The following is a 26,023-nucleotide window of genomic DNA, read 5'->3' on the forward strand; positions in this document are numbered from 1 at the left end:
ACTGGCGGAGGCCGGGCGACTCCCGGGCCCGCGGCGAACGGTCGGTGAGAGGTGTCGTCCGTTCATCGTCAGTCGTTCGACCGCGGGTCGATTGCGTCGCGCAGGCCGTCGCCCAGCAGGTTGAAGCCGACGACCGTCGCGAGAATCGCGAGGCCGGGCCAGAGACTGAACCACGGGTTGACGATCATGTACTGCCGCGAGTGGGCGAGCATCTGCCCCCACGACGGCGTCGGGGGCTGGACCCCGAACCCGAGGAACGACAGCGACGCGACGATGAGGATGTTCACGCCGACCTGCAAGGTCGACTGGACGAGCACCGGCGCGAAGCTGTTGGGGATGATGTGGCGGAAGATGATGTGGCGGTCGCGGACGCCGGCGGCCTTCGCGGCCTCGACGTACTCCATCTCCCGGACGCTCAGCACCTGCGAGCGAATCAGGCGCGTGAACACCGGAATCGTCGTGATGGAGACGCCGACGATGGCGATGCCGAGCTCGCGGCCGAACGCGGACATGATGGCGATGACGAGGATGAGGAACGGAATCGCGTACAGCGACTCGACGAACCGCTGAAGCACGTCGTCGACCCAGCCGCCGTAGTAGCCCGAAACCGCACCGACGACCGTCCCGATGGTCATCCCGATGCCCGTCGCGATGAGACCCACCTGAACGGCGATGCGCGTTCCGTACACCAGTCTGACGAGCACGTCGCGGCCGCGGTGGTCCGTCCCGAGCGGATGGGCCCACGTCCCCGTCCCGAAGCTGTTTTCGATGCCGACCGGCGGGAGCAGGATGGCGCTGCCCGCGGAGTCGCTTTCCGGATGGTACCAGTACGTCGCCGCGAACTGGTAGTCGAACAGGTCGGCGTCGATGGTCGTCACCAGCGCGACGAGCGTCACGAGCCCGATGACGTAGAGGCCGACGCGCGACGCCGAATTGCGCCTGAGCTGTCGGAGCACCTGCGACGTGCGGGAGACAGAGCTCCGCTCGCCCGCGTCCGCGACGCCGCCCGTGTGAGCCGAGTCGCCGACGGCGGCCGTCGAATCACTCACCGGCACCACCCCCGTAGGAGATGCGCGGGTCGATGACCGCGTACAGCACGTCCACGACGAGCACGCCGAGGACGAACACGATGGCGAAGAATATCGTCGTGCCCATGATGAGCTGGTAGTCCTGCGCTCGGACCGCGGTGATGATGAGGTTCCCCATCCCGTTGATGTTGAAGACCGTCTCGGTCAGCACCGCGCCGCCGAGGGCGGTCGTCATCTGGATGCCGATAACCGTGAGCACCGGCAGTTGCGCGTTCTTGAACGCCTGCCGCCGGAGAATCGTCCGCTCGGAGACGCCGTAGGCGCGGGCGAGTTGGACGTAGTCCTTGTTGAGCACTTCGAGCATCGACGACCGCTCGATGCGCGTGATGGCCGCCATCTGGAGCGTCCCCAGCGTGATAGAGGGGAGTATCAGATGCGACGCCGCGGTCGCCAGCACGTCCAGTCTCGACGTCGCGCCGTCGACCGACGCGGGGTCCGCCCACGGCATGACGAGCCCGCTCGGCGGCAGGAGGTCGCCGTAGTACGCGAACACGATGATGAGCAGCAGGCCGACCCAGAAGCTGGGCGTGCTGACGCCGACGAGCGACGTGATGCGAGCGAGGTGGTCGTAGCCGTTGTTACGGTTCTTGGCGGCGAAGATACCCAGCGGAATCGCCGAGCCGATAGCGAGGGTGAAACTCGACGCGAGGAGGAGCAGCGTCACCGGAAGCCGCTCCAGAATCTTCTCCGTGACCGGGACTCCCCCGTAGTGGATGCTCGTCCCGAAGTCGCCCGTGGCGACCGCCGCGACGTACTTGACGTACCGGACGTACAGCGGCTGGTCGAGGCCGTACCTCGCGCGAGCGGCCTCGATGGCCGCCGCGTCGGCGCTCGGCCCGACCAAGATGCGAACCGGGTCGCCGGGAATCGAGTTGATGAGGACGAACGTGACCGTAACGACGAACAACAAGACCGGGACGATTTGGAGTAATCGCCGTCCGATGTAGCCGGTTGTCGTCATTGATAGGGTGGATGGGGAGAGAGCATATAACGTTTGGTAACTGTTACCGTCTGTTGGAGATCATCTGTCGACCGAGACGTTGTTGTAGGAGGTGAGGAGCCGCGGGTTCTGCGGCGAGACCGGGTGTACCTGGAAGTCGCTGACGGTGGACTTCACCCCGTAGGAGTTCTTGTAGTTGAACGCGGGGAGGTGGACCTTCTCCTCCAAGAGCGTCGAGATGGCCGACTGGTAGAGCTGTTGGCGCTCGTCGCGGTCGGTCGACTCGCGCGCGCCCTGAATCTGCGCCATGACCTCGTCGTTCCGGTAGTAGACGCCCTGATTCACGCCCTCGGAGTCCTCGTGGAACAGGTTGTAGATGAAGTCGTCGGGGTCGGGGTAGCGGACCCATCCGAGGACGTAGATGTTGTAGTCCGAGGCGTTTCCGGTGTACGCGCGGCTGAGCATCGCGCCCCAGTCGAGCCGTTCGACGTGGGCCTCGTAGCCGGCCTCCTTGATGCCGTTGGCGATAGAGAGGCCGATGTTCTCGCGGTTGTCGTCCGGCGGGACGATGATTTTCGCGTCCCAGTCGGCGGGGACGCCGGCCTCCTCGAACAGCGCCGTCGCCTGCTCGACGTCCTTGTCGTTCGGAATCTCCATCCACTCTTCGAGCGGCATGTCCCACTCTTCGACCATCGGACCCGGAAGCGGGCCGTACTGGCGGAGTCCGGCCGGGTCGATGTAGCGTTCGACCGCGTCGTCCATCGAGAAGCTGTAGTCGATGGCCTCGCGGACGCGCTTGTCGGCGGTCGGCCCCTCGTTGCAGTTGAACGCGACGTAGAAGTAGCCGACGCTCTCCACCTCGGAGATGCTCGTGTCCTCGGTGCTCTCGACGGTGTCCCAGAGCCGCGGCGGAATCGTCTCGATGACGTCCACGTCGCTCGTTCTGAGGTTGGTGACGCGCGTCGTCGACTCCGTGATGGGCGTGAACTCGACGCCGGCGACGTTGGGCAGTTCGTCGCCCCAGTAGTCGTCCCAGCGTTCGAGCGTGACGTAGTTGCTCTCTTCCCACTCGACGAACCGGAACGGCCCCGAACCGATGGGCTGTTCGGTGCTGAACGCCTCCTTGTCCTCCTCGCGGACGGTCTCCGGCACGACCTGATGGGTGAGGACGTGCTGGAACATCGCGTAGGGGTTCGAGAGGTCGAACTGGACCGTCGTCTCGTCGATGGCCTCGACGGAGTCGATGACGCTGAAGATGCCCAGGAGGGGCGTCTCCTCCTCGATGGGCGCGCGGAACGAGTAGGCCACGTCCTCGGCGGTGACCGGGTCGCCGTTGTGGAACATCGCGTTGTCGACGATCTCGACGGTGTAACGGGTGTTGTCCCGCTCGATGGTCGGCATACTCGTCGCGAGGTTCGGGACCACGTCCGTCCCCTCGCCGTAGGTGTACAGCTGGCTGAACACTCGGTTGGCGACGAGCGCGTCCGGGTTCGAAAGCTGGGTTATCGGGTCGAATCGAACGGGGTTCAGCGACTGGCCGATGCGTATCGTCGCGCCGGAACTCCCGGCAGCCGTCTCCGTGCCGCCACTCGTAGTCGTTTCGCCGCCGCCACCGTCGCCCTCGGTCGTCGCTTCGGACCCGGAGTCGGACGTACAACCGGCGAGCAGGACGGGTATCGACGCACCCGTCGTTTTCAGTATATCTCTACGTGAGACACTCTCTCTCATCATTGACGCCGAATCATTTCGGCATCACCAACATAAGCATTTGCATACTGTGCACTCGTTTCCGCTTACCCACTCAGACTGCCTAATTGTGAACCATTATATATCGGAACTGTGCGTATCTCTCTATGGACTCAACGGAGTCACAGTCGCTCCTAGCGGAGATGACGTGGCAGGAAGCCGAAACCGCGTTCGACGAGGCGGACTTCGTCGTGCTCCCCTGCGGGGCAACCGAACAGCACTCGACGCACCTCCCGACCTCGGTCGATTCCATCCGGGCGGAGAACCTGACCGCGGAACTCGCCGCGGCCGCGCCGGAACACGACTTGAATCTCCTCGTTCTGCCGGTCCTCCCGTACGGCTACTCGGAGCACCACATCAACTACGCGGGGACGATTTCGCTCGGAGCCGACACGTACCAAGAGATAATCATCGACGTGGGCCGGTCGGTCCAGCGCCACGGCGCGACCCGGTTTCTCGTCGCCAACTTCCACGGGGGCAACATCGAGCCGCACAAACTCGCCCTCGACCGACTCCAGCGCGACCACGAACTCGACTCGTACTACGCCCACTGGACCGACTTCGCCCGCGACCAGTTGGAAGCGCGGTTCGGCACCGAGTGGGGTCACGCCGGCGAGTACGAGACGAGCGTCATCGAACACTACCGACCCGACCTCGTCCGCGGCGACCGCAAGACGCCGCAGACGAAGAAGAACCGCTACGAGGTCCGCCAGTACGCCCACTTCGACGACCTGACCGTCGAGGGGGGCCTCGGCGACCCGACGCAGTCCGATCCCGAGTTCCTCGAAGACGTCATCGAGGCGACGACCGACCGCATCCTGACGCACCTCCGGTCGGAACTGGAGTAACGCGAGTCTCGGCGACGGAAGAACGGACAGAAGCGAGCGAAACCGCGTACCGGAACCGGAGCCGAAACGAGGGCTGATTTTCCCGACGCTCGCCGCCTACAGCGTGAGGTGGAACGGCGGCTCCGTCCCCTCCGGCAGCGCCGTCTCGTACTCGCCGGGCACGGACGCCTCGAACTCCTCGCGGGCCGCCGCCACCAGCGCCTCGTCCGAAAACAGGTCGAGCGTCGTCGCCGCGAGGACCTTCGCGGCGTACACCGCGGCCTTCGACCCGAAGCTCCCGTTTGCGGCGACCGCCTGCCACGTGTGCGAGGGCGTCCCCACCGGCCACGACGCCGCCCAGAACTGCGCGGTCGGCGTAATCCAGCTCACGTCGCCGACGTCCGTCGAGCCGTTGAGCACGGTCCCCACGTCGTAGGAGGGCTGGGCGTCCGGATACAGCACCGACGAGCGCGCCGCCTCCCGCCGCTCCTCGGGGAGTTGCGCCGTCCGCGCCTCGATGGTCTCCGCCGACAGCGTCTCCCGAAGCTCCGCGGCGAACTCGCGGTCCTCGTCGGTGTACGGGATGGGGCCGGCGAGTCGCATGTTCTCCAGCAGTGTATCCGACAGCGCGTGGTTCGCCACGTAGTCGTAACAGCCGGTGTGGAACCGCCGCGACACCGTCGTCTGGGTCATGAGCGCCGCGCCCTCGGCCACGTCGTCGAGCCAGTCGGTGATGCGGTCGACCTCGTCGCGGGTCGGCGCGCGGACGTAGAACCACGCCGTCGCCTCCGCGGGGACGACGTTGGGCGCGCCGCCGCCGTCGGGGATGGTGTAGTGGATGCGGGCGTCGTCGGAGACGTGCTCGCGCATGAACTCCGACCCGGTGTTCAGCAGTTCGACGGCGTCGAGCGCGCTCCGACCCGACTGCGGGCTGTCGGCGGCGTGGGCCGACTCGCCGTGAAACGTGTACTCGACGGAGTTCATCGCGAGCGTCTGCGCCATGAACGGCGCGCTGAGGTGGCTCGGGTGCCACGTGAGCGCGGCGTCGAGGTCGTCGAACGCCCCGTCGCGGGCCATGAACACCTTGCCGACGAGAATCTCCTCGGCGGGACAGCCGAAGAACGTGACCGTCCCCTCGGCCCGCCCGTCGTCGATGGCGCGCTTCGCGGCGAGGGCGGCCCCCACGCCGGCGACGCCGAAGAGGTTGTGTCCACAGCCGTGGCCCGGCGCGCCGACTTCGACGGGTTCCCTGCTCGACGACACCGTCTGGGACAGCCCGGGCAGGGCGTCGTACTCCCCGAGGATGCCGACGTGCGGGTCGCCCTCGCCGTAGGTCGCGCTGAACGCCGTCGGCATCCCGCCGATGCCCTCGGTGACGTCGAATCCCGCGTCGCGGAGGACCGACGAAAGCGACTCGGCGGACTCGGTCTCGTGAAGCCCGAGTTCGGGCGTCTCCCAGAGCGACTCGGCGAGCGAGACGAGCTCCGCCTCCAGCGACTCGACCGTTTCGAACGTCTCGTTGTGGTTCATTGAGTTTCGTCCGAATCGACTGGAGAAACGATAATAACACTTCCGGACCGGTGGACGTTCGGGCTCCGATTAACCCACAGAAGAGACTATTCACGAGGAACGAATGCGAACACCGGGAGACGCCGAAATCGTGCGAGCGGCGTACCCCCCGCCTTTCGGATGCGTCCGTACCGCTCTCTGCCGATTTCGGTCGCCGACCTCGCCGTCTCTGGGCCGGGGCGTCGCACCCCGGTCCGGCCACAGGGCGTGCGTATCGTTCACAAACGACTCGTTTCGGCGACAGCGTGGCCCGCATTCGCCATCGAACAACTGGTATTCGGGAGAGCCGAAACGACTATGTGCAATGGTGACGACCCGCAGGTAATGACCGAAACCCCGAACGACCGCTCGCTCAAAACGACGGTCACAACCCTCAGAATCGTCGAATTGCTCAGGGAACGCGACGGTGCCGGCGTGACCGAAATCGCCCGCGAACTCGACATCGCGCCGAGCACTGCACACACCCACGTGACGACCCTCGAAGCGCAGGAATACGTGGTTAAAGAGGGCGATACGTACCATCTCGGGCTTCGCTTCCTCGGTCTCGGAAACTTCGTCCGGACGCGGAAACGAAAATTCGGGAAGGCCGAACACTACACCAACGTCCTCTCCGAGGAGTCGGAACGGCGCTCGATTTTCACCGTCGAGGAGCACGGGCGGGGCGTGTACGTCCACACCGCACCCGGAAAACACGGCGTCTGGACGCAGTCGACGGTGGGAAAGCGCGTCTATCTCCACTCGACGGCGAGCGGGAAGGCCATTCTCGCCAATATGCCGCGAGAGCGGGTCCGAGAAATCATCAACCGGATCGGCCTCCCGAAGGAGACCGAACAGACGATTCACGACGAGGAGGCGCTGTTCGACGAACTCGACGAGATCAGAGAGCGCGGCTACGCGCTGAACGTCGAAGAGCAGATTAGCGGCGTCCGCGCGGTCGGCGCTCCCGTCATGGGACCGGACGGCGACGTGTTCGGCGCGCTGAGCGTCGCCGGCCCCTCAAACCGAATGAAAGGCGAGCAGTTCGACCGTCTCACCGAGGTCCTCCTCGGCATCGCCGAGGAACTCGAACTGAGCATCGCGCTCTCCTGAACGCGCCGCAGTCGTCCTCGCAGTTCTCCGGTCAACGTTACATCGCTATTAGTGTAACTCGAAACGGACCACTTCGGCCGAGACGCGGCACAGTTCGGGGTCGAAAAAACAGAAAACGAGAACGACCTCGTTACGCCGGCGAGTAGCGCGGGTACGCGCTGTCGACGGCCTGCGCGTCCTCTTCGAGGAGGGCGACGACGAGGTAGTCGGCGTAGTCGGCGAAGTAGTCCACGAGCCGCGAGATGCGGTTCGAGTCGATGGCCTCAAGCGAGTCGAGGACCATGAACGGCACCGTCTCGTAGACGTCGTGGATGAGGTAGCCCGCGAGCGCGAACACGAGGCCGGTCACCTCGCGCTCGGACTCCGAGAGGTGCGCCACGGAGTCCTCGTAGCTCACGCCGTCTTCGTTCGTCCGGATGACGTGGAGGTCGAAGACGGACTTCGTGACCTTCCTTCGGCCCTCCCGAACCCGCTTTTCGGTGCGCTCGATCCAGATGCGTTCGAGGTTGTCGTATTCGAGCACGTCGAGCACGTCGTCCATGTGGGTGTTGAACTCCTCGACGGCCTCGGATTCGAGGCGCTTGATACGCGTCCGGAGCTCTTCGAGTTCGTCTTCGATGTCCTCGCGGGCCGCTTCGAGTTCGTCGCGCTCGTCGAGTTTGCGCTCGATGTCGTCGATTTCGTCTTCGACGTCTTCGAGGTCGCTGCGGAGGCGTCCGAGGTCGTATTCGAGCTGGTTCGCCTCGCGGTGGAGGTCGAGCAGGTCGCCGTGTTCCTCGCTTTCGAGTTCGTCGACCGTCTGTTCGAGCGACTCGATTTCGGCTTCGAGGTCCGAGCGGTCGGACTTGAGCTCCTCGATGCGCTCCTGGCGAGTCTCGCGCTCGCTTTCGATTTCAGACAGGCGGCGCTCGATGCGGTCGCGCTCGCGCTGGCGGCGCTCGTAGGTGGACTTCTCGTCTTCGAGTTCGGAGAGCTGTTCGCGGTGTTCGCGGTTGTCTTCGAGTTTCTCCTCGCGGAGCGTCCGGAGACGTTCGATCGTCCCTTCGATTTCGGACTTGTCGACCTCGGAGCCGCACGTCCAGCAGACGACCTGGTCGTCGCCGAGCAGTTGGTCGGTGACGCTCCCGCCGGAGTCGTCGGCGTCTCGGAGCGCGTCGACGACGTCCGAGGAGGTTCCAGAGAGCATCTCCTCGTTGAACTGAATCACGGACTGAAGCTCGTTGACGGTCGACTGAATCTCCTGTCGGCGCGTCCGGAGCCGGCTGATCTCGGAGTCGATTTCGTCGATCTTGCCGCCGACGACCTCGGGGAGGTCCTCGGCGTCGTCCGAAAGTTCGTCTTCCTCGGATTCGAGCGCGTCGAGGCTCTGTTTCTCCGTCTCGATGCGGCGGTCGACGTCGTTGATGTCGCGGCGCTTGCTCCGGAGGTCGCCGAGCTTGGATTCGAGTTCGCTCTCGACTTCCTGACGCTCGCTCACGCTGGCGTCGTACTCCTCGACCTCTTTTTCTTTCTCGGCGAGTTCCTCTTCTTTCTCCTCGATTTGGTCTTCGAGCTTCGTCCGCCGGCGTTCGAGCTGCGGCAGGCGGTCAGAGAGGTTGCTGAGCGTCGAGAGCTCGTCGGCGATGTCGCGTTTCTCCTGCTGGAGCGACTCGATCTGCTCGTTTATCGACTCGACGTCGACCGGGCGCATGATGAGGTCGCGGAGGTCGTCGCCGCGGGCGACCGCCTGCCGGGCGTCGTTCGTTTCGAGCAGGAACGCAAACAGGTCAGCGAGGTCCGGGTCGTCGAGGACCGGGTTCCCACCGGAGATGACCGCGTCGCCCTGTCGCTCGAACGTCCGGGTGTACGTCTCGTCGCCGATCGTGAGTTCGACCGACCCCTCGTCTGCGTCGCCTTTGAGCGCGACGTCGTCGCTCCCGTGTGCGGCCATGATGGACCGCAAGAGCGACGTTCGGTTCGTGGCGTTCCGACCCGCCAACACCGTCACACCCGGCTCGAACGACGTTGACAGGTTGTCAATGCCACCGATGTTCTCGACCGAAAGGTGGACTTTGGATCTTGACACTTGTTCTGAGCTCATACCTTGATGCTATAGGTACATCAATATAAAATCACCCGTTGAATCGAGCGGAATGTGACAGAGCTAAGTATGTAATCGTTTAGTTCGACGTGCTTTCGTCGCAGTCGCACCCGCCGCGCCGAAGCAGTTCGACGACTTCGTACTGCGTCCCGCAGTCTCGGCAGTACACCTGCGTATCGACGAGGACGTCGAAGTCTCCGAGCCGGAGTTTGCTCGTGTTGCGGAGCGAGCTCAGGCTCTGTTCGATGACCGCGACCAGTCGACCGCGGAGTCGCTGGATGGACTCGACGACGTTGTCGATTCTGTTTCCGGACGAGGACTCTTTCGAGACGCCCCGAATCTCCGTCAGATAGGTGTAGACCGCCTGATGAGAGACGAAGTCCGAGAGCAATTGGTCGACGTCGACGCCGCGGGACTGGAGCGTGTTCTTCGCCTGAACGCGCATCCCCTCCGTGGTCTCGTCGCCGGTGAGAAGCGTATAGAGGTTCTCCACCTCGCCTTCGAGAACGTCCTCGCCCGCCTCGCGCAGCGCGGCGTCGAGCACCCGTTCGTTCATCAGATCCGCGAGGTCCCGGAGGCTATCGCTGTCCTCGGGGGCCGTCCACCGCTCGGCGAGTTGCTCGCCGAACCCGTCTAAGTCGTACGTCTCGATGACCCGCTCTACCTTACTCAGGCGACGGTTCGTGCTTTGATCGGTACCCATTACCCGGATTTCACACGGTAGCGTAAAATATCTTCAGGTTCGAGCCCGGTTCGACGGCCCGAGCGGTGCGCCCACGGACTGAATCGAAGGGGGCGTATCCGGCAGTGCCGGACCGAGCGCGCGAACGAAGAGCCGGTGGCGCGGACCGGTGTCCCTCAGACCGACGAGTCGGACTCGGCCGTACCCGGACGTTGGTCATCAAAAAATGGAGTATCAATGGGACGTCGTGCTCGGGTGGCGGCCGCACTGCATATCCGCGAGTACCGATTGGCAGGTGTACTCCGTGGCGGCCACCGAGCGTACGTGATGGTCGTCGTACTGATGGCTATCGTGCTGGACGCACGGGATACTGGTCGCACGTGATCAGACCGATCTGATCACATGTTACCACGAGACACATCGATATAACAGTTGTGTAGTTGGCAACCGCGGTCACACGGGCGGAGGCCGGACCTCGCCTCCGAACGAGAGGAACGCGCGAGGCGGACGTCTCAGACTGGTTGGCCCCCCTCTGCGGCGCGCGTCGTGGCACGCCTCCGGGGCGACCGTCACCGAACATTGACGTAATCTATATCCGACGATGCCGGACCGGCGGAGGCGACCGTGCATCGACGCGAAGAGCGCGGGGACGGACGACTCGGGCGATAGGGACCAGTTCGAAAAGACGGGTTCGCTCACGGGGAGACGATCGGAACCCACAAATATCGCGCGGACCTATGTGGGCGAGTCACCGGGCGCCTCCTCGTCGAAGTCAGTGTTTGAGGTAACCGCCGTCGACGGCGATGGACTCGCCGGTTATCCAGTCGCCCTCCTCGGAGAGCAGGAGAACCGCGACGTGGCCGACTTCTTCGGGCTGGCCGATTCGGTCGAGGATGTGCGCGTCGAGCGTCTCCGCGAGGATTTCGTCCGACGACTTACCGGACTGCTCGGCGTGCTCGTCGAGCCACGTCTCGACCATCGGCGTCTCGACGGTACCCGGTTTGAGCGCGTTGACGGTGATGCCGTGGTCGCTCAGTTCCTTCGCCAGCACGGTCGTGAAGGCGAGGACTGCCGCCTTGGACGCGCCGTACGCGCCCTGTCCGGCGAACGGTCGCTCCGCGCCGACCGACGAGATGTTGACGATGCTCCCCTCGACGTCTCGGTCGACCATCCGGGCGGCGACGGCCTTGGAGACGAGGAACGTACCCTTGGCGTTCACCTCGAAGTGGAGGTCCCAGTCGTCTTCGGTCGTTTCGAGGAGCGGGACGGCCTGCTGGACGCCCGCGTTGTTCACGAGACCGTGGATGTCACCGAGCGCCTCGATGGCGGCGTCGACGGCGGTTTCGACGCCCGCGGCGTCCGTCACGTCGACCTCGTACACCGCGGCCTCACCGCCCTCCTCGCGGACGAGTTCGGCGGTCTCGGCGGCCACCTCGGGTTTCGTGTCGAAAATCGATACGTCGGCTCCGGCGCGGGCGCAGCGGACCGCGATACCGCGGCCGATGCCGCGCGCGCCGCCGGTGACGACGATATGCTTGTCTCTCAGTCGGGTGTCTGTGTGCGTGCTCATAGTCGGTAGTACCGGGATATCGTATAAATAATTGCGCTGTGCGGCGGCCGGTTACTCGTCGCGCTCGGCGACGACCGGGTTGGTGAGCGTGCCGATGCCCTCGATTTCCACGTCGACGCTGTCGCCCGGTTCGAGCAGTTCCGGCGGGTCGCGGAAGATGCCGACGCCGCCGGGCGTGCCGGTGGAGATGACGTCTCCCGGTCGGAGCGTCGTGATGCCGCTTATGTACTCGACGACCTCGTCGACGCCGAAGATGAACTCGGAGGTGTTGGACTCCTGTTTCGTCTCGCCGTTGACGCGACAGGCCACGTCGAGGTCGTGCGGGTCGACGTCGCCCTCGGGGACGAACGTCGGCCCCATCGGGGCGAAGGTGTCGTAGCTCTTGCCGCGGAAGAACTGGCCGTCGTCGAACTGCGCGTCGCGGCCGCTCACGTCGTTGATGGCGGTGTAGCCCGCGACGTAGTCGAAGGCGTCCTCGGCGTCCACGTTCTTGGCCGTCTGCCCGATGACGACGCCGAGTTCGACCTCGTAGTCGACCTCGTCGATGGCCGCCGGGTGGACGATGGGGTCGCCGGGGTTCGTGACGGACGTGCCGGCCTTACCGAACAGGAGCGGGCGCTCGGGGACTTCTTCGTCCTGTTCTTCGGCGTGGTCGTGGTAGTTGAGCCCGACGCAGACGATTTTTCCGGGGCGCGGGACGGGCGCGAGGAGCTTCACGTCCTCGACGGGGACCGACTGGTCCTCGGCGGCGTCCGCGGCGTCCTCGACGACGGTGAGGAAGCCGGGGCTGTTCAGGTTCTGGACGGTGACGTCTTCGCGGAGGCCGGAGAGCGGGACGACGTCGTCGTCGCGGCGGACGCCCCATTCGGGGGCACCGCCCGCGGTGTATCGAACGAGTTGCATCGTTACAGTCTGCCACACCGTGATACGTAACTGTTGCGCTCTACGCAGCATTACGACGGCCGGGCGGAAACGCGGGCGCGAGGTGGTCAACTACGAGTACGTCAGGTTCACCTCGATGACGTTCGCGCTCTTGAGAATCTGGTTCGGCAGTTCCTCGGTGAACCGCTCCTCTCGCATCCGGCTTTTCGGCCCCGAGACGCTCACGGCGGCGATGGCGTAGTCGTCCTCGTTGAGTATCGGCGCGGCCACACAGCGCATGCCCTTGACGCGCTCTTCGTCGTCGTACGAGTAGCCGCGCTCGCGGACCTGTTCCAACACGTCGAACAGTTCCTCGCGGTCGGTGATAGACCGGTCCGTCACCGCCTCCAAGCCGTGGCGGTCGAGGATTCGTTCGACCTCCTCTCGCGGCCGGTTCGCCATGATGGACTTCCCGAGCGCGGTCGTCTGTAGCGGGACGCGCATCCCTGCGTGGGTGTCCAGCCTGACGGCGTCGGGACCCCGCGAGCGGTACAGGAAGACGCCGACGCCGTGTTCCTCTATCATCAGGTTCGCGTGCTCGCCGGTCACCTGCGCGAGTTCGTTTATCTCGGGACGCGCGATTTTGAACACCTTCTGGCGGGACCGCGCGTGCGCACCCAGTTGGAGAAAGCGAGTGCTGACGTAGTAGGTGTCGTCCTCCTTGACGAGGTACTCCTGTTGCTCCAGCGTCCGCAGGTGGTCGTGAATCGTGCTGGTGGGCTTGTCCAGTCGCTTGGCTACCTCCGAGACGCCCGCCCCGTCGAGTTCCCGCAAGAGGTCGACGAGTTCGAGCGAGATTTTGACCGCGTTGACCGGAACGTCTGACGTCATAGTTAGTTATGAAACTCCATCCTTCAAAGGTCTTTCCGCTATGGCCGGAAGTGAACCAGCGTCGAAGAACGTGTTCCAGCGCGTCTGAAATGGCGAAGTGATGGCGCTCACGGGGTCTATGCGGTGATAACCAAACAACGTGAAAAACGAATCAACGAGTGAAATCCAGAACGAAAAAGCGGACCGACCGCGGCGCGGTCGACCCGCAGGGTGCCTCAGCTGAACTGCGGGATGACTTCGTCCGCGAACAGTTCCATGCCGTCGGTGTCGGGGAAGTCGATGAACCAGCCCTGGAACTTCGTCACGCCCGCGTCGATGCGGCGCTCGATGGCCTCCGCGCACTCCTCGGGCGTCCCCATGATGAAGTACTCCCGGGCGTCTTCCTCCGTCACGATGGGCGCTTGGTCCTGATACTCCGCTTCGAACTGGATGGGCGTCATCAGGTCGAGCAGGCGGTCGAACTTCTCCTCGTCGCGGGTGCAGATGACGTGGCCGTCCCACGAGTACTCGATGTCGTCGGGGTCGCGGCCGACGGTCTCGCAGTGGTCTTCGATGACGCCGATTTTGTGTTCGAGCGTCTCCACGTCGCCGTTGAACACGTCGGTGTTCCACACGTCGGCGTGCTTGGCGACGAGTTTGAGCGTGACCTCCTCGCCCTGTCCGCCGACGAGGATGGGCGGATGGGGGTCCTGTACGGGACCCGGAACGCAGTAGGCGTCCTCGATTTGGTAGTGCTTCCCGTCGAAGCTCGCGCCGTCGGTCCCGGCGGCCCACATGCGCTTCATGAGACGGATGGACTCGTCGAGCCGCATCAGGCGCTCGAAGCCGTCGCGGTACTCCCAGCCGTAGGCGTCGTACTCCGGCTCGTGCCAGCCCGCGCCGAGACCGAGTTCCAGTCGCCCGTCGGAAATCACGTCGAGCGTCGCGGCCATCTTGGCGACGAGCGCCGGGTTGCGGTAGTCGTTACAGAGGACGAGCGAGCCGAGGTTGATGTCCTCCGTGAAGCCGGCGATGGCCGACAGCAGCGTCCAGCACTCGTACTCGGCGTGGTCGCGGCCCAACAGCAGGTGGTCGGGTGCCCACGCCGCGTCGAAGCCGAGTTCCTCCGCCTTCTGGACGCCCATCTTGGTCGCCTCCCAGTCGAGCGCCTCGTACTGCGGCGTGTCGCGGTGCGTCGGCTCGGACCCCTCGTCGGGCGCGCCGGCGAAGACGGGGACGTTGTACTCGAAGCTGATGTCAGACATCGTCACTCGATGGCGAAGTGTTCGAGCGCCTCGCGGTTCAGTTGGGTGCTGACGCCGGGTTCGTCGGGGAGCGGAATCGACCCGTTTTCGGGCGACGGCGGGTTCTGGAAGATGGCGTCGGCGTAGGTCGACTCGCGTTTCTCCTGTCGCTCCTCGAACCACTCGGGGGTCGGGAAGTACTCCGCCATCGGCATGTTCGTGTGCCCGGCGATGGCGTGGAGCGTCGGATTCGTGCCGGCGTGCGGGATGACGGGCACGTCGTGGACTTCGGCCATGTCGGCGACCTTCTGGAGCTCCGTGATACCGCCGACGCGACCCACGTCGGGCTGAAGGATGTCGACCGCGCCCTCTTCGAGGAGGTCCTCGTGGCCCCAGCGGGTGAACTCGTGTTCGCCGCCCGAAATCGGCATCGGCGCGGCCTCGCGAACCTCGGCGTAGCCGGAGATGTCGTCGGCGATGACCGGCTCCTCGACCCACGCCATGTCGTACTTGCCGAGGCGTTTGGTCATCTCCTTTGCGTACTTGACCGACCAGCCCATGTAGGCGTCGCCCGCGATTTCGATGTCGTCGCCGACGGCGTCGCGGACCGTCGCGACGATTTCCTCGTTTTTCTTCATGCCCGCGCGGCCGTCCTCGGGGCCGTGGAGGAAGCGGAGCTTCATCGCGTCGAAGCCCTCCTCGACGTACTGGACGGCCTCGCGTTCGAGCTTCTCCATGTCGACGGGGTGGAGGTTCGACGCGTAGGCGGGAATCTCGTCTTTGGTGGGGCCGCCGAGCAGTTCGTACACCGGCTTGCCGGCTTCCTTCCCGGCGATGTCCCACAGCGCCTGGTCGACCGCGCTGATGGCCATGATGGCGACGCCCTTCCGGCCGAACGGGAGCGTGGCGCGGTACATCTGTTCCCAGAGAAGCTCGCGCTGTGCCGGGTCTTCGCCGACGACGATTTTCGAGAGCGTCTCCTCGACGACGGTCGCGATGGCTCCGGTGCCCCAGTTACCGACGCCGACACCGGTGATGCCCGCGTCCGTCTCGACTTCGACCACCACGTCGCCCACCGGCCCCATCCACTTGCGGCGGGCCTGCGGGTTCTCGCCGTCGACGTTGCGGTACTCGTCGTACTTCGACATGATGGTGACGAGCGGGAACTCGATGAACTCGCCCCACGACTCGTTGCTGATTTTCGTCGCTGAGATGTCTGTAATCTCCATGATTTGTTTGGTACGTTCTCACATCCAATCGGCACGGGTAAAATAGTTTCTGTCGTCGGACGGTTCGCGGCCGGAAAGCGGGGTCGCTCAGCCGTCGAACTGGAAGACCGGCTTGCAGGTCTCGGAGTCGAGGAACGCCTCGAACGCCTCGGCCGGGTCGTCGATGCCGTAGGAGGTGTCGAGAATCTTGTCGACCGCGATTTCGCCGCGCTCCATGAGACGGAGCGCCTGTTCGAAGTTCGTCCACGTCGAGCCGTAGGAGGTGTTGATGTCGATTTCACCGCGAACGGTCGAGGTGAGGCTGAGTTCGCTCGGCGAGTTCGGGATGCCGACGACGACGATTTGGCCGCCCTTACGGACCACGTCGTTGCCGGAGACCACGCCGCTGTGGTGGCCCGTCGCGTCGAAGACCACGTCGAAGCCGATGCCGTCGGTCTGGCTCTCGACCCGCTCGTCGAGGACGCCTTCCTCCTGGAGGTTCACCGTATCGATGCCGAGGTCTTCGAGCAGCGGGAGGCGATACGCCGCGTCCTGTCCGAGCCCGGAGACGACGACGTTCGCGCCGAGGGAGTCGGCGACGGCGGCGACGAGCATGCCGATGGGGCCGGGCCCCTCAACGAGGACGTTGTCGCCGGGCGTCGTCACCGACTGGTCGAGGACCGCGCGCGTGGCGATGCTCGTCGGCTCGGTGATGGCGGCGTGTTCGAGGGGGACGCCCTCGGGCACCGCGTGGACGTGCTCTGGCGTGACGGTGACGTACTCCGTGTACGCGCCGTCGCGGTGCATCCCCGTAATCGAGAAGTTCTGGCAGACGTTGGGCTGGCCGTTCTGACACTGGAAACAGTGACCGCAGTCGTGAATCGGCTCCTCGACGACCTTGTCGCCGACCTCGAACGTCTCGACGTTCTCGCCGACCTCCGCGACCGTCCCGGAGTACTCGTGGCCCATGATACGCGGGATGGGAATCCACTCGTAGCCGCCGTCGTACTTGTAGGCGTGGGCGTCGCTGCCGCAGAGTCCCGCGGTGTGGACCTTGATGAGCAGTTCGTCTGCACTGGGTGTGGGGACCTCCCGCTCCTGTGTCTCTACCGAGCGCGGCCCGGTCTGAATAATGGCTTTCATAGTTGCGAATAACCGTGTGAGTTCGTCTCGGTTACACCATGTGAACACACCGATTAATATGTTTGGGTGCGGTCGGAGAATTTCGGCCGTAGCGCGGCTGAAGCCGCGGCTCTGCGTGCCGCGAGACACCACGCCCGCTGACGTTTGCTGGGCGGCAGTCGCGCCGAGTTATATTTCGACGCCGTCCGACTCCGACGACTGGGACTGCGATTGGACGGACGCCCGGTTCTCGATACGCCGGCCCTTGCGCAGCGCCTCCGTCTCGGCGTCGAACAGGTAGACGTGTTCGGGCGCGATGGAAAGCGACAGCGTGTCACCGGCCGACAGCCCGTGGAACTCGCCGATTTCGGCGGTGACGTCGCCCATGGGGCCGTCGCCGTGAACGATGGCTTTCGTTCCGACCGGCTCGATGACGCGGATATCGACGTCGAAGGTCAGTCCGTCGGCGCGCCGCTTCCCCGTCTGGTAGAAGTCCTGCGGCCGGAAGCCGACGTTGACGCCGCCGGGCGGCACCTCCGCGTCGAGGGCGTCGCTCGGCAGTTCGAAGCTCACGCCGTCGAGTTCGACGCGAACGCCGTCGGCGGCCTCCTCGACGACGCCGTCGTAGATGTTCATGTCCGGACTCCCGACGAACTGCGCGACGAAGAGGTTCGCGGGCTCGTTGAACACCTCCTCCGGGCGGCCCAACTGCTGGAGCGCGCCGTCGTTGAGGACGGCGATTTTGTCGGCGATGGTCATCGCCTCCTCCTGGTTGTGGGTGACGTACGCGGAGGTGATTCCGACCTCGGACTGCAGTTCGTCGATTTCGGTCCGCATCGTCTTGCGGAGCTTCGCGTCGAGGTTCGCGAGCGGCTCGTCGAACAGGAACAGCCGCGGCTCGCGGATGATCGCTCTGCCGAGCGCGACGCGCTGTTTCTGCCCGCCCGAGAGCTGTGCGGGCTTGTTGTTCAGGAGCTGTTCGATTTCGAGCATCGTCGCCACTTCCTCGACCCGCTCGTTGACGTCCGCCGTCGACATGCCGTTGTCCTCCCGCTTGAGGCCGAACCCGAGGTTCTCTCGGACGGTCATATGCGGGTAGAGCGCGAAGTCCTGGAACACCATCGCCACGTCGCGGTTGCGGGCTTTGATGTCGTTGACGACGACGTCGTCGAAGCGAATCTCACCGGAGGTAGGCGTCTCCAGTCCGCCGATCATCCGGAGCGTCGTCGTCTTCCCGCACCCGCTCGGGCCGAGCAAAACGAGAAACTCCCCGTCTTCAACGTCAATGTCGAGTTCGTCGACTGCGACGACGCCGTCTTTGTCCGGGTCGCCGAAAATCTTCGTGACACCGTCTACTGTGAGGTGTGTCATTGTAAATCATTAGCGTGTTGCGCCTCTTAAACCTAGCGACCGACGGCAAACGTTGACCGGGGCGCTCGGTACGTCGAGACGGCGGGAGAAGGGTGTTATCCCTTAATCGCGCCGCCGGTGAGTCCCTGCACGAAGTAGCGCTGGATGTAGGCCAGTCCGAGCAGGACGGGAAGCGAGATGATGATGGAGGCCGCGGCGACGACGTTCCATTGGGTGTTGAACCCCTGCACGAACGTCAGGAGCCCCGGCGGAACCGTGTACCGCGAGTTGTCGAGGAGCGTCAGCGCGAACACCAGCTCGTTCCACGCGAGGAGGAACGCGAAGATGAACGATGCGATGAGCGAGTTCCGCGCCATCGGGACGATGACGTACCAGAACGTCTCTATCGAGCTACACTGGTCGATGCGGGAGGCCTCGATAATCGAGTCCGGGAAGTCGTCGAAGAAGCCCTTCATCAGCCAGACGACGAACGGCGCGGTCATCGCGCCGTAGATGAAGATCAACACGAGGTGCGTGTTGAACAGGCCGAGCGCCGAGACGAGTTCCCACTCGGGGACCATGATGGCGGTCCCGGGGAACATCAGCGACGCGAGGAAGATGCTCATGAGCGCGTTCTTCCCGGCGAAGTCGCGGCGCGAGAGCACGTACGACGCGGCCGTCCCGAAGACGAGCGCGATTGCGCCCGCGCCGATCGCGACTTTCAGGCTGTTCAGCACGAGCGACAGGATGTCGATGTCGATGGCCGACGACGCCTGCCAGCCGAACAGGTTAGCGAAAAGCGAGGTGTAGCCGCCCGCCTGAATCGACGACTCGACGACGAGCCGGAAGCCCTCCAACGAGAAGTCGTTCGGGTACACCGTCGGCGGAATCTGCTGAATCTCCGCGGTGGTCTTGAACGCCGTCACGACCATCCAGTACAGCGGGAAGAGGACGAACGCGAAGACGACGAGCGTCAGGAGCGAAACCGCCGTCTTGCGGACGTACGCGCCCGGCGTGGTGTCGAACAGCCACGACTCGTTCCGCCGGAACTCGGCGGCCGGGTCGGGGTCTTGCGCCGCCATCAGACGTCACCCCGCACTTGGTCGTACACCTGAATGTAGTAGTACGAGAACACGAGCAGGACGACGAACAGGATGAGCGACAGCGCCGACGCCAGCCCCACGTCGAAGTCGACGAACGCCGTCCGGTAAATCATGACCGGGAGCGTGCTGCTGGAGACGCCGGGGCCGCCCTTCGTCATCACCCAAATCATCGAGAAGTTCCTGATGTTGTAGATGAGCATCAGGAGGAACCCGATGGCGAGGTTGTACCGCATCATCGGGATGGTGATGAACCGGAACTGCTCCCACGGTGTCGCGCCGTCCATGCGCGCGGCCTCGTAGAGATGCTCGTCGATGCCCTGCAAGGACGTGAGCGTCAACAGCGCGAAAAGCGGTGCGAGCCGCCAAATCATCCCGATAATGGGGGGCCACAACGAGAGCTCCGTCGAGCCGAGCATGACGATGTACTCGTCGATGACGCCGAGCTGGACGAGCAGTTCGTTGATGATGCCCTGCGACCCGCCGAACATGAACTGCCAGATGGACGCGCCGACGACCCGCGGGAGGACCCACGGGATGAGCACGATTGCGCTCGCGACGCTCGTGTACGGGAGCTTCTCGTGGAGGAGCCAGCCCATCAGGAAGCCGAGGACGATAGCGGCGGAACTGCCGACGACGACCCAGATGAGCGTGTTCCACAGGACCTGATGGATAGTCGGATTCGACCAGATTTCGGCGTAGTTCGCCAGTCCGACGAACTCGGCCTCGCTGGGCGCGAGCAGGTCTTTGTTGAAGAAGCTCGAATAGATGGCTTGCGCGATGGGGTAGAGGATGAACAGTCCGACGAGCGCCGTCACCGGCAGGACCGGGAGGTACACCTTGACACCCTCCGGAATCCGCTCGGAGACGCTCTCGAACGAGCCCCTCGCCTGCTTCGAGTAACTCATGGCCGTAACTCACCGCCGTTGGGCCGCCGTCGTTCGAGCGACGGTTCGAGTCGCATCGTCAGGCGAGCTCCTCGTCGATGACTTCCTGAACCGATTCGTTGGCGGTGCTACAGGCCTCTTCGGCCGTCGCGTTGCCGAGGACGACCGGCTGGATGACCTCGGTGTTGATGATGCTCTGGACCGACGCGATGCCCGAGAACGACGGGAACCGCGAGGTGCGCGTGAACAGGTCGTCGTTCTCGTACAGCGTCACGAGGTCGCCGAACTGGCTCCGGAAGAGGTCACTCGGGTCCTCGAAGGCGCTCTTGAGCGTCGGGACGCGCCCGCGGATGCCCACGTCGTTCTCGGCGTCGTAGGTCCACGGCGCGAGCTGTTCTTCGGAGTTCCACCACTCGGTGAAGTCGAACGCGGCCTGCAGTTCGGCCTCCGAGTCGGTGCCGTTGCCGAGCATGAAGCCCTGCGCGTTCTGCAAGAGCAGGTCGCGAGGTTCGAAGCTCCCCGACGGGCTGTCCGGAAGCGGCGCGCGGGTGACGGTGTGGCCCTCGCCGTCCAGCCACGCCTGCGGCGCGCCGGTCGTCTGGTAGACCGCGTTGGCGTGCGAGTACGTGATGAAGATGCCGGACTCGCCCTCGCGGAGGAGCCGTCCCGCACCGATGTGGTCGTTCTCGGCCATCGAGTCGGGGAACAGCCCGGCCTCGGCGATGTCCTGATAGAGCTTGACGGCGTCGACGAAGCCGGGTTGGTCGACCGTCGCCTCCAGCGTCTCGGGGTCGAAGTACCGACCGCCGTTGGCGTAGACGAAGCCGATGAAGTACCCGGTCGTCAGGCCGAAGTCGGTTCCCGGCGCGGTAATTGCCGCCGACACCTCGTCGAGCTCCTGCATCTCCTCGCCGAGTTGGATGAGTTCCTCCCAGTTGCGCGGCGGGCTGTCGAAGCTCGTCTGTTCGAGGTAGTCGGTTCGGATGTCCACGAACGGACCGAGGTCGGCGTAGCCGCCGGGGAGCCCCCACTGTCGTTCCCCGTCGGTGTCGCCGAGGCTGTCGTAAATCTGGGTGTCGACGTTCGCCTGAATGAACCGGCTGTTTATCTCCTCCAACTGGTCGGCGAACTGCTCTTGGTCGAGCGGCTGAATTGCGCTCGCGCCGACGTAGTCCGGAATCTGCTGGGTCTGGCCGGCCATCACGTCCGGGAGGTTGTTGTTGGCCGCCGCGGACGCGATAATCTGGTACTTCTGTCCCCACTCTTGGTGCTGGTAGGTGACGTCGTGGTCGCCGTAGCCGCTGTAGTGATTGCTGATGTACTCCCGCTCTGCGGGAATGCCGCCGAACAGCCAGAAGTCGAGGGACTGCGACCCGGACCCGCCGCCGCCGGAACCGCCGCCACCGTCGTTTCCGCCACCCATACAACCCGCCAACGCCGCCGTGAGACCCGCTCCGAACCCGGTCACGTACCGCCGCCTACTGAGCCGGTTCTGTGAACCACTGTCTGTCATGATGTGCCATTACAAACCACTATAGTTCATTATAATAAATATGTCGGTGAGAATCGCGTGTCACGGCTCGACGGGTGGCGAATGACGCAGCCGAGCGAGCGCGCTTGAGCGACCGTCACGCTCACCCGAGGTCGACGTGCCGCCGGAACGACTTCCCGGTCAGCCACGACCGGTCGGCCGCCGACAGCGAGTCGACCTGCTTGAGCCAGTTGCACGCCTCCGCGTAGCTGGCCACGTCGCTGACGTTCGGATAGTCGGAACCCCAGACGACCCGCTCGCGCCCGAAGGTGTCGAGGAGCCACCGGACGTGGTCGTGCATGTCGGCATAGGGGAACGCCGAGTCGGACATGTGGACGATCTCCGAGACCTTCACCGCGACCGAGTCGTGTTCCGCGAGGTCGGCAAAGCGGCCGAACGTCCCCTCGTCGGTGGGCGTGTCCGGGCCCGCGTGGGCGAAGTGGTCGAACAGGTAGGTGAGTTCGGGGTACGTCTCGACGAGTTCGAGCGCCTGGTCGAGTTGCCCGTGGTCGCAGAGAATCTGGACCGTGGCGTCGTGTTCGACCGCGGCCTCCCAGAAGGCGGTCTCCTCGACGCTCTCTCTGAGCCACGTCACGCTCGGGTCGAACGTCTCCCACATCCGGTCGTACGGGCAGGCCGCGCCCAGTCGGAAGCCGAGGACGCCGTCGGTCTCCATGCATCGGTCGAGGCGCTCGACGGCGTCGTCGGCGAAGGGGTCGAGCATCACGACGCCGTGGAGTCGGTCGTGCTCGGCGGCGACCCGGCGGGTGTACCAGTTGTCCGTCCAGTCGCAGATGGGATAGCCCACGACGACGGCCTCGTCCACGCCGTTTCGGTCCATGTCGGCGAGCAAGCGGTCGGCGGTGTAGACGGTGTGTACGTCGAAGCTGTCCACGAGGTCCAAGATGGGGCCGTTGGTCCACGGGTGGTCCGGACTCGCGGCACCCCACGCGTGGGTGTGAGAATCTATCATTACAATCGACGACGGGCGTCCCCGTACTAAATCTTACCCGCCGAAAAGCTAAGACGGGTGCCGCCGAATCGGAGGCCGTATGGCGCGAATCGCGTTCCACCTGGAGATAGAAGACGGCAAGCGAGAGGAGTACCGAACGAAACACGAGAACGTCCCCGAGGCGCTCGAATCGGCCTACTTGGACTCTGACGCCGGCCTGCGGACCTACAGCGTCTTCGAGAAGAACGGCCACGTCTTCGGCTTCATGGAAGTCGACGACCCCGAGGCCATCCAAGAAGTGATGGACAACAGCGAGGCGCAGGCCGACTGGGCGGAGGTCATGAGCGGTATCACCGTCGAGACCGACGACAGTTGGATGGACGAAGTCTACCGGATGGTCTGACGCCCGAAAAACGAGGATTGTCCGGACATGGCGGACGAAACGCCGTGCCGACCGAATTTATCAACACCATCAGTATCGAATCAATCCCCGTAGGTCCCCGTCTTTTGCCACTTTAACCCGAATGTCGGGGCGATTCTCCGAATGTCTCGAATCTCCGGCTCTGCCGGATGGCCGTCCGGCGATATCGGAAGTTCGTTCGGGACGGAACCGACCAGTTGCGGTCGTCCGTCGAGGCGAGAACGCAGGGCTAGTTGCGCACTCCCGCCGTCAATGCGGGTCGTACGCCCACGAATCATTACGCCCATAGAAATGTAATTCGGACGTGATTCCGACCGGATTCTCGAAGGAATCGCTCGGCGGTCGGGCTCGAATCGGTGACGCCGTAGGCGACCGCGGGCACGCGTCACGAAACGGCGCTACTCCGTGCCGACAGCGCGTCAGTCACGTATATTCGGAACGTTATCGGTGAACGCCGACGGTGAGCGAGCGTCCGGCCATGCCGGATGGCTTTCCGTCATGAGCGACGAACCGACCGCCCGCGGACTACCACGACGTGATAGGCACCTCGCGGAGCGGCCCCGGAAGCGGGACATCGACCGTCGAGTCGGTGTAGTGCGAGAGGTAGAACCCGACGATGATTTCGAGCGAGCGAGTGGCCGCGCCGCCGGGCGAGTAGTTCTCCACCTGCCCGTCGAGAAGGTCCTGCACGTGGGCCGCCGCGTTGGCGAACGACCCCTCGTAGTCGTCCTCCCACGTCCACGCGCCCTCGATGCCGGGGAGCGGTCGCTCGACGTGCTCGCCGTCTTCGAGCGACCAGTAGCGCCACTCGCCGTCGTCGTTGTTCATGTAGAGTTTGCCCTCGGTGCCGATGAAACTCAGCGTCATCGAGGAGACGTCGCGCGGGATCGTGCAGTCCACGGTGACGAACGTGCCGTCGTCCATGACGACGTGCCCGCCGCCGCCGGCATCGACGACCGACTCCGTGGCGTCCAGCGCGTCGAGCGCCTCGTTCTCGCCGGTGATGTGCCCGCTCACCCGCGACGCCCGCGCGTCGAGGAGGTAGACGAGCGTGTCGAGGACGTGCGTGGAGTTCCGCATGAGTTCCATGCGGTACTGCGCGCTCACGGACTTCACGTCGCCGAGGATGCCCTCCTCGCGGACGAGGTCGCGGAGTCGACGAAGCTTGTCCGTGAACCGGAACGAGTGGTTGATGACGAGTTCCGTGTCGGTCTCGTCGCAGACGGCGACCATCTCCTCGGCGTCGCTGACGGACGACGCGATGGGCTTCTCGCACCAGATGACCGAGGGGCCGGCGGCGGAGCGCGCGGCGTCGACGACGTGGTCGCGGTGGAGGAACGACGGCGTGCAGACCGACACGGCGTCGAGGTCCTCGGCTTCGAGCATCGCCTCGTGGCCGACGTACCGGCGGTCCGCTGGGATATCCCACGCCTCGCCGAAGGTGTCCAGTTTCGACTCGTCCACGTCGGCGACGGCGACGAGTTCGACGTCGTCGGTCGCGGCGTAGCCGCCCGCGTGGCTCGCGTCGATTTTCTCTCTGCCGATGGCTTCCTCGTCGTGCATGCCGAGGATGCCCATCCCTGCGATGCCGCCCGTGCCGATGATGCCTGCGTGGTAGGTCATAGTGTCTTCTGTCGCTCGCGTTCGTTCGTCACTGTGCGCCGGGGCGCATAACTGTGGTGCCGGCTCGGAACGAGTCGAGAAGGACGCCGAGGTCGAAGGTCTCAGTCGAGCGCGGCCGCGGCCATCAGGAACCAGCCCTGCCCGTAAGGCGTGTCCGTCAGGGGTGCTTCGGGACCGCCCGGCGGCCCGGCGACGCGGTTGACCGCGCCCTCGTCGCCGACGACGCGGGAGACGGCCGCGAGTCCGTCTTCGGCGGGTTGGCGGTAGGTCTCCTCGTCGAGGATACCGAGGTCGATGCCGCGGGCGAAGGCGTAGGCGAACATGAGCGTCCCCGACGACTCCAGCGGCGTGTGCGGGTCGTCGACGAGGTTGTGCCAGAAGCCGCTGCCGTCTTGGAGCGGGAGCAGCGCCTCGCAGTGCGACCGGAACAGGTCGAGGAGGTCGTCGCGCTTCGGGTGGTCCTCGGGGAGCCGTTCGAGCACGTCGGCCGACGCGGCGGCGGCCCAGCCGTTGCCGCGCGCCCAGAACGCGCCCTGCGGGTAGTGGTTCGGCTGTTCGACCCAGATGTGTCGGAACAGCCCCGTGTGGCCGTCGCGGAGGTGCGCGGCGTGAATCAGAATCTGGTCGACCGCCTCGTCGAAGGCGTCGGCGTCGCCCGCGGCCTCGCCGTAGCGGGCGAGGAACGGACACATCATGTAGACGGAGTCTATCCACAGCGACTTGATGCCCGCGAGTTCGGGGTCGTGGTGGGGGATGCCGCCGTCCTCGGTCCGCTCGAAGGACAGAAGCGACTCGTAGGCGCGCTCGGCCGCGTCGAGGTAGCGGTCCTCGCCCGTCCGGTCGTAGAAGTCGAGGACGCCGTGACCGATGGCGGTGCTGTTGTTCGTGTTCATGCACTTCTTGACGGTCAGCTCCCAGCTCGCCTCGTACTCGCGGCCGTGGCTGAACACCTCTATCGGGTAGCTCGGCCCGTAGCTCAACTGCCCGGCGTCGTTCTGGGTCGCCACCGCGGTATCGACGAGGCGTTTCGCGCGCTCGACCGACTCGTCTCCGCCCTCGGCGAGCAGGCCGTTGATGGCGACGCCGGTGATCCACGACTGACCGTCGATGTCCAAAGACCGGAGATACGAGGCGGCGCGCTGGACTGGTGTAAGCTCGTCTGCTGGCATGGGTACGGTACCCACACGAATACGTCCGAGGATGAAAAATGTATCCCATGCCCGCGCGCCGCCGCGGGTCGGCGGCCGTGTGCGCCACTCGGCC

The 26,023-nt window shown here is 64.9% G+C and carries 22 protein-coding genes; 3 read left to right on the forward strand and 19 right to left on the reverse strand.

The window, feature by feature from the left end; genetic code table 11:
• Window positions 1-68 precede the first annotated feature (68 nt).
• The 3 genes from NDI65_RS09390 to NDI65_RS09400 are packed head-to-tail and all read right to left on the reverse strand — an operon-like array spanning window position 69 to window position 3,696.
• Entirely contained in the window at window positions 69-1,049 is a 981-nt protein-coding gene (locus tag NDI65_RS09390; RefSeq protein ID WP_193310960.1) for an ABC transporter permease, read from the reverse strand.
• Window positions 1,042-2,049, reverse strand: a complete 1,008-nt coding sequence (locus NDI65_RS09395; protein ID WP_089780530.1) for an ABC transporter permease — start codon at window positions 2,047-2,049, stop codon at window positions 1,042-1,044. Before NDI65_RS09395 ends, NDI65_RS09390 begins: the two co-directional genes overlap by 8 nt.
• 60 nt (window positions 2,050-2,109) lie before the next feature.
• Window positions 2,110-3,696: an ABC transporter substrate-binding protein gene (locus tag NDI65_RS09400; RefSeq protein WP_089780528.1), complete on the reverse strand. Its 1,587-nt coding sequence runs from the start codon at window positions 3,694-3,696 to the stop codon at window positions 2,110-2,112.
• A 221-nt stretch (window positions 3,697-3,917) separates the two neighbouring features.
• On the opposite strand from NDI65_RS09400, the gene NDI65_RS09405 reads away from it, so the two are divergent.
• Window positions 3,918-4,622, forward strand: a complete 705-nt coding sequence (locus NDI65_RS09405; protein WP_089780526.1) for a creatininase family protein — start codon at window positions 3,918-3,920, stop codon at window positions 4,620-4,622.
• A 96-nt stretch (window positions 4,623-4,718) separates the two neighbouring features.
• Here the strand turns inward: NDI65_RS09405 and NDI65_RS09410 are convergent, their stop codons facing one another.
• A complete protein-coding gene (locus NDI65_RS09410) occupies window positions 4,719-6,131 on the reverse strand; it encodes an amidohydrolase (protein WP_089780199.1) in 1,413 nt (470 codons plus the stop codon).
• A 363-nt stretch (window positions 6,132-6,494) separates the two neighbouring features.
• On the opposite strand from NDI65_RS09410, the gene NDI65_RS09415 reads away from it, so the two are divergent.
• Entirely contained in the window at window positions 6,495-7,259 is a 765-nt protein-coding gene (locus NDI65_RS09415) for an IclR family transcriptional regulator (protein ID WP_089780197.1), read from the forward strand.
• 130 nt (window positions 7,260-7,389) lie between these two features.
• On the opposite strand, the gene NDI65_RS09420 is transcribed toward NDI65_RS09415, so the two are convergent.
• The 13 genes from NDI65_RS09420 to rhcC form a co-directional block, all read right to left on the reverse strand.
• Window positions 7,390-9,339, reverse strand: coding sequence for an archaea-specific SMC-related protein (locus tag NDI65_RS09420; protein ID WP_042665836.1), 1,950 nt, complete (start codon window positions 9,337-9,339; stop codon window positions 7,390-7,392).
• 79 nt (window positions 9,340-9,418) lie between these two features.
• Window positions 9,419-10,042 (reverse strand): rod-determining factor RdfA, encoded by a 624-nt coding sequence (rdfA, locus tag NDI65_RS09425; protein WP_042665835.1) that lies wholly within the window; start codon window positions 10,040-10,042, stop codon window positions 9,419-9,421.
• A gap of 751 nt (window positions 10,043-10,793) precedes the next feature.
• The gene (gene rhcB, locus NDI65_RS09430) at window positions 10,794-11,591 is read right to left on the reverse strand and encodes an L-rhamnose 1-dehydrogenase (RefSeq protein WP_089780193.1); all 798 of its coding nucleotides are present in this window, start codon (window positions 11,589-11,591) and stop codon (window positions 10,794-10,796) included.
• A 51-nt stretch (window positions 11,592-11,642) separates the two neighbouring features.
• Entirely contained in the window at window positions 11,643-12,494 is an 852-nt protein-coding gene (gene rhcF / locus NDI65_RS09435; RefSeq protein ID WP_042665834.1) for a 2,4-diketo-3-deoxy-L-rhamnonate hydrolase, read from the reverse strand.
• A gap of 90 nt (window positions 12,495-12,584) precedes the next feature.
• Entirely contained in the window at window positions 12,585-13,343 is a 759-nt protein-coding gene (locus NDI65_RS09440) for an IclR family transcriptional regulator (protein ID WP_089780191.1), read from the reverse strand.
• Window positions 13,344-13,558: 215 nt separating this feature from the next.
• Entirely contained in the window at window positions 13,559-14,587 is a 1,029-nt protein-coding gene (locus NDI65_RS09445; protein WP_089780189.1) for a TIGR03560 family F420-dependent LLM class oxidoreductase, read from the reverse strand.
• Window positions 14,588-14,589: 2 nt separating this feature from the next.
• Entirely contained in the window at window positions 14,590-15,795 is a 1,206-nt protein-coding gene (gene rhcD, locus NDI65_RS09450) for an L-rhamnonate dehydratase (RefSeq protein WP_042665832.1), read from the reverse strand.
• A gap of 87 nt (window positions 15,796-15,882) precedes the next feature.
• Window positions 15,883-16,917, reverse strand: a complete 1,035-nt coding sequence (gene rhcE, locus NDI65_RS09455; protein ID WP_089780187.1) for a 2-keto-3-deoxy-L-rhamnonate dehydrogenase — start codon at window positions 16,915-16,917, stop codon at window positions 15,883-15,885.
• 168 nt (window positions 16,918-17,085) lie between these two features.
• Complete coding sequence (locus tag NDI65_RS09460; RefSeq protein WP_042665830.1) at window positions 17,086-18,267, reverse strand: ATP-binding cassette domain-containing protein; 1,182 nt, start codon at window positions 18,265-18,267, stop codon at window positions 17,086-17,088.
• Window positions 18,268-18,362: 95 nt separating this feature from the next.
• Window positions 18,363-19,328: a carbohydrate ABC transporter permease gene (locus tag NDI65_RS09465; RefSeq protein WP_310893609.1), complete on the reverse strand. Its 966-nt coding sequence runs from the start codon at window positions 19,326-19,328 to the stop codon at window positions 18,363-18,365.
• Window positions 19,328-20,254: a sugar ABC transporter permease gene (locus NDI65_RS09470; protein ID WP_042665828.1), complete on the reverse strand. Its 927-nt coding sequence runs from the start codon at window positions 20,252-20,254 to the stop codon at window positions 19,328-19,330. Before NDI65_RS09470 ends, NDI65_RS09465 begins: the two co-directional genes overlap by 1 nt.
• Before the next feature lie 58 nt (window positions 20,255-20,312).
• Complete coding sequence (locus NDI65_RS09475; RefSeq protein WP_089780183.1) at window positions 20,313-21,656, reverse strand: ABC transporter substrate-binding protein; 1,344 nt, start codon at window positions 21,654-21,656, stop codon at window positions 20,313-20,315.
• A 211-nt stretch (window positions 21,657-21,867) separates the two neighbouring features.
• Window positions 21,868-22,737 carry an L-rhamnono-1,4-lactonase gene (gene rhcC / locus NDI65_RS09480; RefSeq protein WP_089780181.1) on the reverse strand — a complete coding sequence of 290 codons (870 nt, stop codon included), beginning with the start codon at window positions 22,735-22,737 and terminating at the stop codon, window positions 21,868-21,870.
• Between the two features lie 79 nt (window positions 22,738-22,816).
• Here rhcC and NDI65_RS09485 point away from each other — a divergent pair, with 79 nt between their 5' ends.
• Window positions 22,817-23,119 (forward strand): L-rhamnose mutarotase, encoded by a 303-nt coding sequence (locus NDI65_RS09485; RefSeq protein WP_089780180.1) that lies wholly within the window; start codon window positions 22,817-22,819, stop codon window positions 23,117-23,119.
• A 543-nt stretch (window positions 23,120-23,662) separates the two neighbouring features.
• Here NDI65_RS09485 and NDI65_RS09490 read toward each other — a convergent pair.
• Together NDI65_RS09490 and NDI65_RS09495 are read right to left on the reverse strand one after the other, a co-directional pair.
• Complete coding sequence (locus NDI65_RS09490; RefSeq protein ID WP_089780177.1) at window positions 23,663-24,760, reverse strand: Gfo/Idh/MocA family oxidoreductase; 1,098 nt, start codon at window positions 24,758-24,760, stop codon at window positions 23,663-23,665.
• 101 nt (window positions 24,761-24,861) lie between these two features.
• Window positions 24,862-25,929, reverse strand: a complete 1,068-nt coding sequence (locus NDI65_RS09495; RefSeq protein WP_089780175.1) for a glycoside hydrolase family 88 protein — start codon at window positions 25,927-25,929, stop codon at window positions 24,862-24,864.
• Between the last annotated feature and the right edge of the window lie 94 nt (window positions 25,930-26,023).

This window comes from Haloferax sp. S2CR25 (genome assembly GCF_031624535.1).
GTDB lineage: Archaea > Halobacteriota > Halobacteria > Halobacteriales > Haloferacaceae > Haloferax > Haloferax massiliensis.